Source organism: Vibrio sp. 1159, from assembly GCF_033340395.1.
GTDB lineage: Bacteria > Pseudomonadota > Gammaproteobacteria > Enterobacterales > Vibrionaceae > Vibrio > Vibrio alginolyticus.
In genome coordinates this window covers 148,279-162,973 of record NZ_JAWOWL010000001.1, presented here as the reverse complement: position 1 = coordinate 162,973, position 14,695 = coordinate 148,279, and the positions used below count along the sequence as shown (strand labels likewise).

Below are 14,695 nucleotides of genomic sequence, written 5' to 3'. Positions count from 1 at the left end.
AGATTTTTTACATTAATCATTAATAGATAATACGGAGATATTCCTATGCGTCGTCCTGTAGTTATGGGTAACTGGAAACTAAACGGCAGCAAAGCGATGGTAACTGAGCTGCTAACTGGTCTTAACGCTGAGCTTGAAGGCGTTGAAGGTGTTGACGTAGCAGTAGCTCCACCAGCACTTTACATCGATCTAGCAGAGCGCGTAATCGCAGAAGGCGGTAACAAGATCATTCTAGGTGCGCAAAACACTGACCTAAACAACAGCGGTGCTTTCACTGGCGACATGTCTCCAGAAATGTTGAAAGATTTCGGTGCTACTCACATCATCATCGGCCACTCTGAGCGTCGTGATTACCACAACGAATCAGACGAGTTCATCGCGAAGAAATTTAACTTCCTTAAAGAAAACGGCCTAACACCAGTTTTCTGTATCGGTGAATCAGAAGCTCAAAACGAAGCTGGTGAAACTGAAGCAGTATGTGCTCGTCAAATCAACGCAGTTATCGACGCTTACGGCGTTGAAGCTCTAAACGGCGCAATCATTGCTTACGAACCAATCTGGGCAATCGGTACTGGTAAAGCAGCAACAGCTGAAGATGCACAACGCATCCACGCTTCTATCCGTGCACTAATCGCAGCGAAAGACGAAGCAGTTGCTGAGCAAGTAATCATCCAATACGGCGGTTCTGTTAAACCAGAAAACGCAGAAGCATACTTCTCACAACCAGACATCGATGGTGCTCTAGTTGGTGGTGCTTCTCTAGACGCGAAGAGCTTCGCAGCAATCGCTAAAGCAGCGGCAGCAGCAAAAGCTTAATCTTGTTTTAAACAAGACAAATAACAAAGGGATGCTCAATGCATCCCTTTCTCTATCTCGGTTCAAAACCTTCACGCACCAACATCAAACTACCAAATAAAACACCTTCAAAGGTACAGGGCTTCAAACTTATCGATTTTTTTACCGTAAGCCTCTAACTCTTCAACTGTTTTTTTTCTTCTTGATGAAGACGTGCAAGTTTTTCCTTAGAAATTTCTTAAACTTACGATTAATCTTCTTATGCATTAGGTAAGGGATAAAGTCCGATACCGGAATAAACTCTGTATTACCAAATCCATCAATCAAATAGAGTGTAATAGCCCCTTCAGACTGCCGCACCAACAAGTTCGTCAACACTAAATCGCTTGGTATAACTCGGTTCTCGATCAAGTAATCTTTTAGAATTCGAATCTCCAGCAGCAAATGATCGATATCGAGTTCATTCCCTTGCTGCACAATATATTGTGTAAGGTTTAATGAAACTGACAGGTCCTCGTCCAAAACCACTTGCTGCTTAAAGCCAACTTGAGTCTCTGTTGTCACCTTCCCCAAAAATTCTGGGATATGCGTGAACTGAACGCTTTTCTTTTTTAGTCGCTCAAAAAACTCAATTTCTCGATAGGTTTGCTTCGCGGCGTCTTTCTGGCTCAACTTAACACATTGAGCAGGATTGGAAGGGTTTTGAAAACAAACTCGCTCTGCACCTTTACCGATAACCGTCCAGTTTTGGAATTCATGATCTGATTGCATCTTTAACCTTTACATGTTTTCTCTTGTAATCGACAGCAGGAAAGCGCTTACGTTGTATTTACGAGAGGAACTCTTTGAACTTAATACTAATTGTACCACGAACTTGAAAAACTGTGACGAGTCGCTCGCGTCTTGGTAAGATAAGCCTCGACCTAGCTCATCTCCTCAACACCGTCATTCCGAGAAGTTCCTGCAACATCAGGAATATCCAAACAGAAAGTAAACTAATGCAAATACACTTAACAACAGCTAACTATTTCCGTATATCCTAAACTCTCCTTATTAGCCCTTTAAGGTGGCAATGTTTTTCGGTGCTAACCTCATCGCATTTCGTTACTTTTCCAACTTATTACATCTAATCTACGGAAGCATAAGCCTTACTCTTTCACTGCCTGCTCGCCTATGCTGAATAGTTAAGGAGAAAGCATGACGACACCAATATCAGACATCGCCAGTGTGATCCATCATGGCGGAAAGCATACCGTTACTGGCTCCTGTCATGAGCTTAAGCTCGCCAATGGCAGTATTTTGATTGATTGTGGACTATTTCAAGGCAAGGACTTCAGCTTTGGTGGACGCAATGCCTCACTGAATATCGAGTTTCCTATCGAGCAGATAAAAGCTCTCGTTCTCACTCACGCTCATATAGATCATATTGGCCGACTGCCTTGGTTACTGGCTGCTGGATTTAAAGGGCCAATCTATTGCACGCAAGCCACAGCGGAACTCGTTCCCTTAATGCTTGAAGACGGCTTGAAACTGCAACTCGGTTTAAACTACCACCAGCGAAAACAAGTCCTCAATATCATCAAGAAACAACTCAAACCTTTTGATTATCAGCAGTGGATAGAACTCCCTGTTCTCGCAGATGTTCGCTTTCAGCCCGCAGGTCATATTCTGGGTTCCGCCTATGTTGAGTTTAAACTGTCAAATGGTGAAATCGTCGTTTTCTCTGGAGATTTAGGACCATCGAATACGCCACTTTTACCCGATCCACACCCTCCTAAAAGAGCTGATTACCTATTTATAGAGTCAACCTACGGCGATAAACAACATGAAGACATTGCGACACGTACAAAGCGTTTAAACAACATCATTGATCATGCGTTAAAAGACGGTGGTGTAATTTTGATTCCTGCCTTTAGTGTCGGTCGAACGCAGGAGCTGCTGTTTGACATTGAGCAACTGATTAACCAGCATGATTTGGCATCTTCCTTGCCGATCATCTTAGACTCACCTCTCGCCAAAGAAGTCACCAAAACGTATCGTCGCTTCAAAATGTTATGGAGCCAGGAAGCCAAGCACAGGCTAGAGAATCAACGCCACCCACTCGCGTTTGAACAGTGTATTACTGTAGAGAGTCACACCGAGCATAAAGCCCTAGTCAACCGGCTTGCTTCAACCGATGAACCTGCCATCGTCGTGGCCGCTTCTGGTATGTGTGAAGGTGGCAGAATCGTCAACTATTTAAAAGCACTACTCCCTGATAAGAAAAATGATGTGCTATTCGCAGGTTATCAAGCTCAAGGCACGTTAGGTGAGGAGATACAATCAGGCAATTCAGAGATTGAGATAGATGATCAAGAAGTCCAAGTTAATGCTCAGATTCATACTATTTCTGGTTATTCCGCCCATGCAGACAAAAGTGATTTACTCAAGTTTATTACTGGCATTCCCACACAACCAAAAGCCATTCATTTGATTCATGGGGAAGATGAAGCCCAACAAGTATTGGGGAAGGAGTTAGAGAAGAAAGGATTTACGGTGGTTTATTGATGTATGAGGTTATAGGGCCTAGGACTTAAGTACCTAGGCCCCAACGTAATTAAGCTACCTTCTCGGCAGGCACTTCTTCAACCTGGTTTTTCGAAGGTTTGTTGTAAATATTCTCGAAGCAGTAATTTGTCGCCTCAATATAACCTTCTACGCTACCACAATCGAAACGCTGACCTTTAAACTTGTACGCCAATACGCAGCCGTTCTGTGCCTGCTGCATCAGCGCATCCGTGATTTGAATTTCGCCACCTTTGCCCGGCTCAGTATTTTCAATTAATTCGAATATATCCGGAGTCAAAATATAGCGACCAATGATCGCCAGATTACTTGGTGCGGTGCCCGGCTCTGGCTTTTCAACCATATTGTCGATGCGGAAGATGTCATCTTTGATCATCTCACCCGCAATCACACCGTATTTATGCGTCTCTGTTTCTGGGACTTCTTGTACGGCGACAATCGAACAGCGGAACTGCTTGTACAACTCAACCATCTGCGCCAGCACACCTTTGTCTTCGTTAACACACAGGTCATCGGCCAATACCACGGCGAACGGTTCATCTCCCACAAGCTCACGCCCGGTCAGAATAGCATGACCTAAGCCTTTCATTTCGCGCTGACGGATATAGGTGTAGCTCGCTGAATCAATCAAACTACGAATATCATCTAGCAGCACTTCTTTGCTGCTGCCGCTGATTTGATGCTCTAATTCGTAGTTTTTATCGAAATGATCCATCAGTGAATGCTTGCCACGACCCGTCACAATACACATGCCGTCCATGCCTGCTTCAATAGCTTCTTCGACGCCATACTCGATGAGTGGTTTGTTGACCACTGGCATCATTTCTTTTGGCATGGATTTAGTCGCAGGCAAGAAACGCGTACCGTAACCCGCTGCTGGGAATAGACATTTTTTTATCATTTTTAATTACCAACTGAAAAAAAGCTCCACGGAAGGAGCCTTTAGCTTTAAGAAAATTGAAATTAATCGCTACCAAACAGGTCACGTGTATAGACTTTATCAGCGACGTCAGCCAGTTCTTCTACCATGCGGTTTGAAACGATCACATCAGCAGTCTGTTTAAACTCATTGAAGTCTTTAACCACACGGGAGTTGAAGAACTCCTCTTCTTGAAGAACAGGCTCATACACCAAGACTTCAATGCCTTTTGCTTTGATGCGCTTCATGATGCCCTGGATAGAAGATGCGCGGAAGTTATCGGAGCCGGCTTTCATGATCAGGCGGTAGATACCGACTACCTTAGGCTGACGTTTGATGACCGACTCTGCAATGAAGTCTTTTCGTGTGCGGTTTGCATCTACAATCGCACCAATGATGTTGTTGGGTACATCTTGATAGTTCGCCAGTAGTTGCTTGCTATCTTTTGGTAAGCAGTAACCACCATAACCGAATGATGGATTATTGTAGTGATTACCTATACGAGGGTCTAAACCAACCCCTTCAATGATTTGACGAGCATCTAGGCCATGCGCTTCCGCATAGGAATCGAGTTCATTAAAGTACGCAACGCGCATCGCCAGGTAGGTATTTGAAAACAGCTTAACCGCTTCAGCTTCTGTTGAATCCGTAAACAGGACTTGAATATCTTCCTTTACTGCCCCTTCAACTAACAAACCTGCGAAGGTCTCAGCACGCTCACTACGCTCACCAACAATAATACGAGATGGATGAAGGTTGTCGTAAAGCGCTTTACCTTCACGCAGAAACTCTGGTGAGAAGATGATATTTTCGCAACCTAGTTCTTGCTTGATACGAGCGGTATAACCGACCGGTACCGTTGACTTAATGACCATTACCGCATCGGGATTAATGGTCATCACATCGTTGATCACCGCTTCGACTGAAGAGGTATTAAAATAGTTAGTCGTCGGATCATAGTCGGTGGGTGTCGCGATAACAACGTACTTGGCTTCGCGATATGCCGATTCTTTGTCTGTCGTGGCAACAAAGTTGAGTGGCTTATTCGCGAGAAAATCTTCGATTTCCGCATCCACGATTGGGGATTGCTTGTTGTTTAGCAACTCAACCTTTTCGGCAATGATATCGAGCGCTACAACTTCGTGGTTCTGCGCTAACAGCATGGCGTTCGACAAGCCAACATAACCGGTACCTGCTACTGCTATTTTCATCGTTTAATCCTTACGTAATCTCTACTTAGAGCATATCAGAATCGGCAAAGTGCGACTAGCGTTTGCGTCCGCAAAGCCGCGGTGGTCTCGCGGGGGGTGAGGTTTTTGCAAAAAGAGCCCCCAAAGGCTTGGGCACATTAGACCCCTGTCAAAGACCATTCAACAATAGCTAATAAATTCAACGCTTTAACAAATATCTAATTTTACCCTGAGACAACTTTCTGCCTCAAAATGGCCAATTGAGACAGTTGTTGTTGACCAAACACTGAGATGAACGCGAGCCTTTTACCCCGTGTCACTAGTGTTTACCACACGCCTGCCTGCGGCGTATCCACCGGAAAAAGCGCCAGAGCGACCGCGCTCAGAGTGAGAAATGAGAAGTGAGAAGTGAGCGCCATCGTCATCGAACTTTTCTTGACAATCGTAGTTCATTGTTTACTCTGGATAAATGGGTAATCGTTCACCGTTTGCTCTGTCAAAAGAAACACATAAACAAAACGGCGGGCAATAACCCCTCGCCCTAAAAACAAAACGGCTGGCAATCACTGCTCGCCCTAAAAAAATAAAGCCTGCTATCAGGCTAAAACTTGTTGTCGGTGGCGGTTTGAGTGATCAAACAGAGCCGTCAGCACTTGGTGATTATGCTCATGGCATACCAAGTCGGAGGGGAGTCCAGGCTCCAGGAGGACGATGGTAGCGTCATGTCGTTTTCATCAATGAATAAATAATGAATCGTGATCCGCACTCTTGCGATGTTCTCTCACAAGAACGGTGCGATGTCGGAGACGATATCAACCCACACCCTTGCCTATTCAGGTCGGCGTTTTCGACGCTGATCGCCGTCTTGGCACGAGTGGGGGCATGAAATAATTAAATTCGGATTGTCGTCCTAAAGGTCAGCCGCAACATAGATGTTGAACGGTGTGCTGCGCCTATGGAATGACAGTCAATGAAAACTCCAATTCTTTGGCGCTTGCCAACAGAAATGCCTAACAGCTCGCGCTCACGGCCTACAGAGGCTTCAAGAAATTGAGGTTTCGACTCAACGATTTCAGTGCCAATACCGCTGAACCTAACTCTAATCAAGTTGATTAAAACTTGAACCTTCAGCCGCCTCATAAGAAGGCGGTCTGCAAGCGATCCGGGCACTTGTGAACCCTTCACTTCACAACACACGCTCGAACTCGGAACTGAGCTGCCGCCTTTGACGGCAGACGATAGCGTTCCTCACTCACACTACGAATGTATTTTTTTGATCGCCTTTCGCGAGGCTTCGCATTGCCTGTCGCAATGTCCGTCCGCGTATGGGTTTCGATCGCCTTTTTGTCATTAAGGAACCGATATGTCCTATCAACAACATGAAAAAAAACGTCATCGGGCCGCCAATTCAGGCGGCGTGCCGATTGACGCCTATCGCGCGAGCCTGACACTGGCCACCGCGATGAATGAACTTCGCCCTAAAGCGCGAGGTAAACGCCCTCATTCAAGCACCGAATTGACCCTGTTCCACCTGTACTTTCTCTACCTATGGATCACGGGCAGCCTCGAAGGGTTAACGGATGCAAAAGATATCCCAACGCTGGCGTTAGTCACTGCGACCGCTGACTGCCGTGCGCATTGCCTGCGCCGAATTCGAACAAATGGCATTTCGTGGATCGAGTACGCCGTAGCCTATCCCTGTCAGGCCGGCACGCAATACCTCTGGCAACCGTTCCCAAGCGCGCTCAATCCCCTGTTTAGTTATTGGCTGACTCACCATGACGATGACTTGGCATTAACCCAAGAGCAAAAACAAGCGCTGTTCTGGACACTCAAGGGGCGAAAGTGGCGGGCTCCAGCCCCCCTTCGTCACCACCATATGCTGCGTAAAGACCGCTTATTCTCGTACTTATCTCACGAAGCCAGCATCGACCCGTTTTTATCCACCCCGGCCAAAACCATATTGATCGGCCAGGCACACCATGGCAGTGCGATTGCCTATCAAAAACTGAGCAGCAATCACATTCGTTATGAGATTTTTTGCGCGCACAATCGATATTTAGGCCGTTTGGCCAGTGCCATCAATGAAAACCAGCTTAGCCCGTATTGTGAATTAACCACCCCAAGCCGGCACTCCGCACACCCACTATTGAGTCAGACGATGACATTACCAGCCTACCTACAGCAAACGGGCGCGATCTGTGCCTATCACATGGAAATCACCGAGGGGACGCGCACCTATATCGAGCTCCCCGCGACCTATTTTGGCTCTCATCGAGCGCTGGCGATGTCAGATCTCAACGTGTTTTTTCACTACCTACACACACAAGTGGCGTCGCTTGCCCCGTTGAACTGTCACGATGACGAAGCGCTGCGACATTATCACAATGCAAAAGCATTGGAGCTGTCACTGCTCTTCGTTCTGCTGACGGGCACACGCCCGACCCACCACATCTCCATCGAACGCCAACACTGTTTTGATCTGCGCTTTGCGCTGATCAAAGACAAGGGGCGTTATCGCAGTATCGAGCTGTGTGATCACCTTAAAGGGAAAATTCAGCAATTCCAAGCGCTGCAGCGTCGCACCCTAGACGCCCTTGAGCCGACTTCGTCCAACGCCAATCGACTGCTCTGGTATTGGATTGATGAAGCCAACTGCACTCAACCTTGCCGCGCCAAACAACTGCGTCAGTTTATGGTGCAACACTGGCAGGCGTGCTTTGCCCAAACCCCGTCAATGACCGCGGCCAAATCGGTCGTTCCTTACCAACTGCGCCACTCCTTTGCACAGCACGCGCTATTGGCCACCAACCCAAGACTGACCACGCAGCAAGTGGATAGCCTGATGGGACACAGCAACGTTGGCGAGCATTTGGGTGATCACTACAGTTTCTCTGCGGTTCATCACGTACTTAGCCATCATCTGGCGCAGTGGGCTCAGGCGTTGCAGCTTGACTCTGACTCATCGATTGCACAACAGGAGAATTGAACATGGCCCATCCCGCTTTAGATCACCCCGGCGCAAAGCCGCTGCATTCAGAGACGCACACGGTCGCGCAATTTTACGCGCAGCAATCGCTCAACCACGCACCATTAGACGAGATCAGTGAGATCTTAAACAAAATAGACACATACAGCACGCACCCCAGAGCACTTGAACAGTCTGAGTTAGCCGCAATGAATCACGACATTCATCTCATCCCCTCGGGGAGGCAAAGCGTGCTTAAGCAAGCGAGAGATGAAGTCTTACTGTATCTCCAGCAGCTTTGTGGTTGGCGTCTGCCCGAAACCAAAACAAAGCAGTTTATTGACCACCAACACAATTCAATGGTGGCGATTTATCAACACAGTGAAATCGCCGACCTCATCTATCGTGCATATTGCCAAGCGCTGCCATTGCACGTCATGCAGCGATCAGACTTTAACGTTGCTTGGGTAGCGATCACGTTAATGGTGGACGTGGCACCGTTTCCCTTACACTATTGGTGCGAGCGTCTTATGGACCCACAACCACTGGAGTGGGTGGACGGCATGCTGACCATCAGAATTACGCACCCCAAAAAACTGTCCTATTTTGACGATGATGAACCGGCAAGTTTTACGCGCTACGCCATCCCCCCACTGGCAGCGAGAGCTTTTACCCACTGGCAGACGCTCACACCACTCAACACCACAGCACGGAAAGAGAAGAAACTGCTCGACGCCTTAAACCAGTGGCTGGTTGGTTACTATCCTGACCAACGTCCACTGAGTGCCCTCAACTGGCATCGTGCTTTACAAGCGTTATGGCTCCATCGCTACCACTTACCCCCAGAAGTGCTCAACGACTTTTCCGATCCGCTGCGCCATGTCAGCCCCAGATCCCATGGCATTGCCTCATTGAATCGTCAGCAAATGGAGCACATCTTTGCTGAGCACGATCTGCATTCAAACGAGATGGAGGGGGAACATCGAGCCAAGCGACCATTTCGACATTGGCCACATAAAGCGCTGCTTAAATTCATTGACGGCCGCCGCGCAACGAGGCCTGCTCAGCCGCCATTCGATCGCCACAACATTCTCCCTCGACTGGTGTATGACTATGTAGAAGAACTACACCGACTGGGCGGCGTAAAAAAAGGCACCCTTGCGGCGAGCAGCATTACACGCTATGCCAATGTGGCCACAGATCTTGTCACACACCCGCTCTCCTACGAGGTTGCCACGCAAAAAAATACGCTTCAGGCGTGGGCAAACACCGTATATGGCGCATTACGAGACGAGCAATCCCAATGGTTTATGTATCGCTTTTTCCGTTTTTTGACCCAGCAGGCGCTCACCTCTGAGCTGGATCTTCGTGTCTTTGACAAGCCAGTTCGGCCAACAAAAGTGGATGCGTTATCGCTGGGCGCAGAGGATGTTCACAGTCTGACCACAACCCTGTTGTCTGGCGGCGGCTCTCCATTGCAACGGCTATTCAGCAGTGTGGCCACGTTACTCGGTTATTATGGTGGCTTACGGCGAGGCGAAGTCCTGCGGCTCAGGATGAAAGATATTCGCTGTACCACCAGAAAAGGGGCCCATTTTGATGTTCGGATCACCCGTACCAGCGAAGGAGGTCCCAAAGGAGGGAAACCTCGTTGGGTGTACATGGTGCTCCCCGAGGCCGCGGCCAAGCTTATTCGATTGGTGATGTCACTCAAGCAAACCTGTCAGCCCAAAACGCCCTTTCTTGGTTTCATTGGTGAAAGCAAAAGTTCTCGTGAACGCCATTACCTTAAGCCGATATCCAAAGCCCTCAAAGCACGGTTTGGTAAACGCGTCCGGTTTCATCACTTGCGCCATGCTGGGGCCACATTACTCTACCGCCAAGGGCTTCACCTTGCATGTGGACGTTTCAGCGAAGCCTCGATGAAAGGCGTTGAGCAGCCCATTACCTCCCATTTGCTCGCAGAGTCCATGGTGAATGCCAGATTTCAATACTGGTTACAAGGCCGAGAATTTGGGCACGTTAATAATGCGCTGCTGTTTGATGAAATTGGTCGCCAGTTGGGACACCAATATTACGCAACAACCCGACTGCATTACCTTCATGGCATGGAGTGGGTCACCCCATTTTTTGTGCCTCAACAGCGCCGCTATAGTCGTGCTGAGCTGCGCTATATCTTTGGTCTGTCTACCCAATCCAATGATGTTTCCCGCATCCTCACATTATTGGTGCCTGAATATGCCACCCTCTCGGTACCAGAGAAAAAGTCGTATCACCCAATACTGACTCATGAGCAACTCAACGGATTATTGATGGGACGGCTGAATGTTCGCAGGGTCTCCATGCCTGGCCCCAACCCCGACACGCAGTTCAATGATAACGATTGGATAACCCTATGGAATCACACCACTGAGCAACAAGCCTTGCGTTGCGCCAATCCGCAGCATGTCGAATTTATGTGGCAGACTCAGGCTTGCCTGCACATGTTGCACACCGGCCAACAGACGTTTGCCGCCATTAGCAAGGTGTGGCAAACATTCGGACAGCACAAACCATTTCTCATCGAGAAAACCGCCCTCTCCGCGCTGAAAACACTGGGGCCTTTAATGCTGACACAGGCGCACAACTTCATCTTTGAAGGTCCGTGTAATCAGAAAACACAAAAAGCGCTGAATGCGCTTCGTTCAATCGGTATTGATGCCCAGCTCCATATGACGCTTCATCAAAACCGAAAACGCCTGGACAGTAAAAAGTGGGCGTTCATCCAACATCAGCTACTTAAACCCGGCGACACGGCAGAAAAACGCATCCACAACGCAGGGAAAACCTACCTCACTTTGACGTTATCTATTCCCAATCTCCCACTCGCTGCGCGACATGAATTTCACCAGTGGTGGACACGCCATACCCAACCAAACTTATAAGGATAGCCGCATGAAAACATTAACTTTCCAACCTGAAACGCATGAAAGCATCACACACTTCACTCAACGCATCAGACATGGCGATCCCAACCCCTTTATTACGCTGGTGATCAGCCATCATGCTGACATTACAATGATTGGCGGACCGAGCAGTGATCTCTGCCAAGTCACGATCCCCAAAGAAGACAATCCGGAACTTCCGACAGGCACCTGGTCGTTCAGCGCGACCGCCTTTCGCCAATACTGGCAAGGACAAGCAACAAAATTGCAGAAAAAAGAGCCCATCACACTCAAGGTCATAGATACACGCACCCCCTCCCACCTGACACTCGAGGGGATCACAGATCTGAACTCGTTTCGCTATGCCGAGTCGCAACCTGCGTGTGAGCACCACCTCGCGTTTTATAACGCCATCAACACCAAATCCACGCGTACCTTAAAAACGGACCAAGCCATTGCAATCCTCAACACCGCTGAAACCTATGTGCCCTATCAAGTGTTTGAACTCAGCAAAGAAGACCGTATGGTTCGCATTGAACGTGACAATGACATCTTGCCTTTTCCACTGCCTGACACGTTAGACGTGGACTTCAATATGACATTAACCCCCGAGGCCATGGCGTCAATGGCGTATTTGGCCCACTCGACCCATAAACCGGCGCTGTCGATGTATTTAGATGATGAACAAGCCATTTTTAGCGATGGGATCACGACGCTGAGCCACTCACTGGCACCACTGCGCGCCTATCGTGAGAAACAGCAACAACACTACGAGCTGGAAGCAAAAATAGTGATCAATATCTTTGAGTTCAAAAAGGAGCTTCAAGACTTTAAAAACATTGAAGAAGTAAGTAAGGCTAATCAGGCGCTTCTTTATATTGCTTCTGAGAACGTTTATCTAGGCGCACTCTCAAGTGCGGGCAGCGTTATGCGTCTGCACACAGCGGATATTAGCGTCACCCACCCACAAGTTTATGCCGTGAACCTCAATGCCATCACTAAAGTAAAAATTAAAGATATTACCGGTGCAAAAGCAATCAAGCTGACCGTATTGAAAAATACGCATGGTGAGCGAAAGTTGGGGTTTCATAATGATAAAGACAAAGAACACCCTTATGTTAGCGTGCCGTTGGAATTGGCGACCTCAAAACTGGCTGAACTGAAGCAGCGTATTGAGGCCGAAAAAGAGCTTGAGCAGGATCTCTCTGGCAAGCAAGGCGATATGATCGGCTTTGATGACGTTTGACCGTTTTGCGCCTGATGAAAAATAATGGGGCGCAAATACTGGACAAACATCCAGCTGCAACTATAGTATTAAGTAATCTTTTATCCAATAGAGGGTTATCAATTTCCTTTTATTGGACTGAAGACTTGAGAGGTGCCGAGGGTTCTCGGGATTTCGAAGAGATAAAGACAAGCAGTTGGGATAGGAAGGCTGCAACCTCCCTACCCCGTACCGGCTGCACCGACGTTTAACACGATCCCAGCCGATGGCACGATTCTAGCGAATTCCATCGGTGAGGGACAGATCTATTTATCAATCTGGCACCGATGGAGACCACTATGGCTCATATTCGCATCCGCCCCAACGGGCGCATTCAATTCGATCTGCACTTGTACGGACAGCGTTTTCGTGAAGGTACCAAGCAGATGGCCACGCCCAAAAACCTCAAGCTCGCGCAGGCGACCCTGAAACAGATGAATGCGGAAATCGATTTGGGGACGTTCCAGTACCGCGACTATTTTCCACACAGCAAAAAAGTCGCCACTTTTGAGGCGCTGCAACGCGCCAAATGCCCCGATCACCTTTATCCTTTTTTTGATGTCTACGCCAAGCAGTGGTATGAGCGCCAAAAGGCCAACTGGAAACCCAGCTATCAACGTGTGGTCTGGAACACCTTAGAATGCTACCTCCTCCCCGAGTTTGGTAACACACTGGTATCCGAAATCACCCTGTCTCAAGTGGATTTCTTTCGTCAGTCTTTGAAAGAGCGCACCAAAAGCAGTGGCACAAGAAAACTGACCAACAAACGCATCAACAATATTCTCTGGCCATTGATTGCCATCGTCAGTTTGGCCGCCGAAGAGCTCAAATTTGATTACCCGTTTCGCCGTTATAAATCGCTTCGAGAAGAGAAGGCCGAGTCCAAACCGCTGACCGCCGAAGAGGTGCACCACTTTCTCGCGTGTGTGGATGCGCACTGGCGAGATTATTTCCAGCTACGATTTTGGACAGGCATGCGAAGCTGTGAAGTACACGGACTGTGCTGGGAGCACATTGATTTTGACCACCGCCTGATCCGAATACGACAAAATCTGGTCAATGGGGCGGTGTGCGATGTGAAAACGCCGAAATCCCGACGTGATTTAGTCATGAACGATACGCTTTATGAGCTGTTCCTACGCCAAAAAAACAGCCCTTATACCAGTGATACGTTTGTGTTCACCAATAGGAAAGGCCAGGGCTTAGACACCCACTGGGTGAGTAAAAAAATTTGGCATCCAACGCTTGGCAAAGCGGGGCTTAAAAAGCGCCGCGCCTACGAAACCCGACACACGGCTGCCGTGCTCCATATTGCGGCTCATGAGAACCCACTTTATATCTCTCATATGCTTGGGCACAGTGATACTCAACTGTTGTTCGACGTGTATGCGCCTTATGTCGCTAACGCTTCTCGTATTGATGGGCAAGCGTTCACTGCCATGATGTCAGGAGGCGCACAATGACGATCCTCACCTTTGAGAAACCCGAGCATTTTCTGAAAAGCCTCACACAATACCAACAAATCGCCGCTTTTGCGCTCGGGGGGCAGAACCCTAAAGTTTATGTACATTTAAAGGCAGCTGGGATACCTCAAGCACTCGCACACCAACAGGCGATTGAGAGGCTAGCGAACCATTTCTATCAAACGCTCAAGTACAAGCCCGATTGTCAACGTGCACTGGATCGTCATCATGCTTTGGTTGTTGAGAACCTGCCTATCATGTGTGAGGATGTCGAACTGCACCTAAAATACCCTGAACTTCCTCTAGTAAAATATTACTCGGCGATCCAATATGCGAATAATCAAGTGGATGTCATCGAAATTTGGGAGCGTCATTTCAGTCTGTCTCGGACGTTGTGCTTTGCCATACACCACAAGCTAATAGAGCCTAAATCGCAAATTGGGTATACCAATGATATGGTGCTTGTTGAATTGTCAAACCAAAAGCAGAGCTTTTGTTATGTTCAAAACAGCATACCCCTTTGTTTTCATGTCGGGCAATTTCAATATTTCCAATTACCCTTGCCCTGGACTACATCCCTCTAACAGAGCCGTACGTATGGGTCTCG

At 48.0% G+C, this 14,695-nt stretch carries 11 protein-coding genes; 7 read left to right on the top strand and 4 right to left on the bottom strand.

Annotated elements, in window-relative coordinates:
• Positions 1 to 45 precede the first annotated feature (45 nt).
• On the top strand, positions 46 to 816 hold the full coding sequence (gene tpiA / locus R7127_RS00735; RefSeq protein WP_014230647.1) for a triose-phosphate isomerase: 771 nt from the start codon (positions 46 to 48) through the stop codon (positions 814 to 816).
• A 162-nt stretch (positions 817 to 978) separates the two neighbouring features.
• Here the strand turns inward: tpiA and R7127_RS00730 are convergent, their stop codons facing one another.
• On the bottom strand, positions 979 to 1,566 hold the full coding sequence (locus tag R7127_RS00730) for a YrbL family protein (RefSeq protein WP_229651917.1): 588 nt from the start codon (positions 1,564 to 1,566) through the stop codon (positions 979 to 981).
• 426 nt (positions 1,567 to 1,992) lie between these two features.
• Between R7127_RS00730 and R7127_RS00725 the strand changes: the two genes are divergently transcribed.
• Complete coding sequence (locus R7127_RS00725; RefSeq protein ID WP_025532741.1) at positions 1,993 to 3,342, top strand: MBL fold metallo-hydrolase RNA specificity domain-containing protein; 1,350 nt, start codon at positions 1,993 to 1,995, stop codon at positions 3,340 to 3,342.
• Positions 3,343 to 3,391: 49 nt separating this feature from the next.
• On the opposite strand, the gene galU is transcribed toward R7127_RS00725, so the two are convergent.
• From galU to R7127_RS00710, 3 genes are all read right to left on the bottom strand, one after another.
• A complete protein-coding gene (gene galU, locus R7127_RS00720; protein ID WP_025532740.1) occupies positions 3,392 to 4,261 on the bottom strand; it encodes a UTP--glucose-1-phosphate uridylyltransferase GalU in 870 nt (289 codons plus the stop codon).
• Positions 4,262 to 4,323: 62 nt separating this feature from the next.
• Positions 4,324 to 5,490 carry a nucleotide sugar dehydrogenase gene (locus R7127_RS00715; protein ID WP_025532739.1) on the bottom strand — a complete coding sequence of 389 codons (1,167 nt, stop codon included), beginning with the start codon at positions 5,488 to 5,490 and terminating at the stop codon, positions 4,324 to 4,326.
• A gap of 285 nt (positions 5,491 to 5,775) precedes the next feature.
• A complete protein-coding gene (locus R7127_RS00710) occupies positions 5,776 to 5,922 on the bottom strand; it encodes a hypothetical protein (protein WP_318148293.1) in 147 nt (48 codons plus the stop codon).
• 910 nt (positions 5,923 to 6,832) lie between these two features.
• Between R7127_RS00710 and R7127_RS00705 the strand changes: the two genes are divergently transcribed.
• The 5 genes from R7127_RS00705 (at position 6,833) to R7127_RS00685 (ending at position 14,672) form a co-directional block, all read left to right on the top strand.
• Positions 6,833 to 8,458, top strand: coding sequence for a site-specific integrase (locus R7127_RS00705; protein ID WP_318148292.1), 1,626 nt, complete (start codon positions 6,833 to 6,835; stop codon positions 8,456 to 8,458).
• Positions 8,459 to 8,460: 2 nt separating this feature from the next.
• Positions 8,461 to 11,361, top strand: coding sequence for a site-specific integrase (locus R7127_RS00700; protein ID WP_318148291.1), 2,901 nt, complete (start codon positions 8,461 to 8,463; stop codon positions 11,359 to 11,361).
• 10 nt (positions 11,362 to 11,371) lie between these two features.
• Positions 11,372 to 12,607, top strand: a complete 1,236-nt coding sequence (locus R7127_RS00695; protein ID WP_318148290.1) for a hypothetical protein — start codon at positions 11,372 to 11,374, stop codon at positions 12,605 to 12,607.
• Between the two features lie 317 nt (positions 12,608 to 12,924).
• The gene (locus R7127_RS00690) at positions 12,925 to 14,088 is read left to right on the top strand and encodes a tyrosine-type recombinase/integrase (RefSeq protein WP_318148289.1); all 1,164 of its coding nucleotides are present in this window, start codon (positions 12,925 to 12,927) and stop codon (positions 14,086 to 14,088) included.
• A complete protein-coding gene (locus tag R7127_RS00685; protein WP_318148288.1) occupies positions 14,085 to 14,672 on the top strand; it encodes a hypothetical protein in 588 nt (195 codons plus the stop codon). The genes R7127_RS00690 and R7127_RS00685 overlap by 4 nt, the downstream gene beginning before the upstream one ends.
• Positions 14,673 to 14,695: the final 23 nt, after the last annotated feature.

Coding starts and splice junctions, on each gene's coding strand:
- R7127_RS00695 (WP_318148290.1), top strand. CDS start 11,372: ATGAAAACATTAACTTTCCAACCTGAAACGCATGAAAGCATCACACAC.
- R7127_RS00725 (WP_025532741.1), top strand. CDS start 1,993: ATGACGACACCAATATCAGACATCGCCAGTGTGATCCATCATGGCGGA.
- R7127_RS00710 (WP_318148293.1), bottom strand. CDS start 5,922: ATGAACTACGATTGTCAAGAAAAGTTCGATGACGATGGCGCTCACTTC.
- R7127_RS00730 (WP_229651917.1), bottom strand. CDS start 1,566: ATGCAATCAGATCATGAATTCCAAAACTGGACGGTTATCGGTAAAGGT.
- R7127_RS00685 (WP_318148288.1), top strand. CDS start 14,085: ATGACGATCCTCACCTTTGAGAAACCCGAGCATTTTCTGAAAAGCCTC.
- R7127_RS00690 (WP_318148289.1), top strand. CDS start 12,925: ATGGCTCATATTCGCATCCGCCCCAACGGGCGCATTCAATTCGATCTG.
- R7127_RS00715 (WP_025532739.1), bottom strand. CDS start 5,490: ATGAAAATAGCAGTAGCAGGTACCGGTTATGTTGGCTTGTCGAACGCC.
- galU (WP_025532740.1), bottom strand. CDS start 4,261: ATGATAAAAAAATGTCTATTCCCAGCAGCGGGTTACGGTACGCGTTTC.
- R7127_RS00700 (WP_318148291.1), top strand. CDS start 8,461: ATGGCCCATCCCGCTTTAGATCACCCCGGCGCAAAGCCGCTGCATTCA.
- tpiA (WP_014230647.1), top strand. CDS start 46: ATGCGTCGTCCTGTAGTTATGGGTAACTGGAAACTAAACGGCAGCAAA.
- R7127_RS00705 (WP_318148292.1), top strand. CDS start 6,833: ATGTCCTATCAACAACATGAAAAAAAACGTCATCGGGCCGCCAATTCA.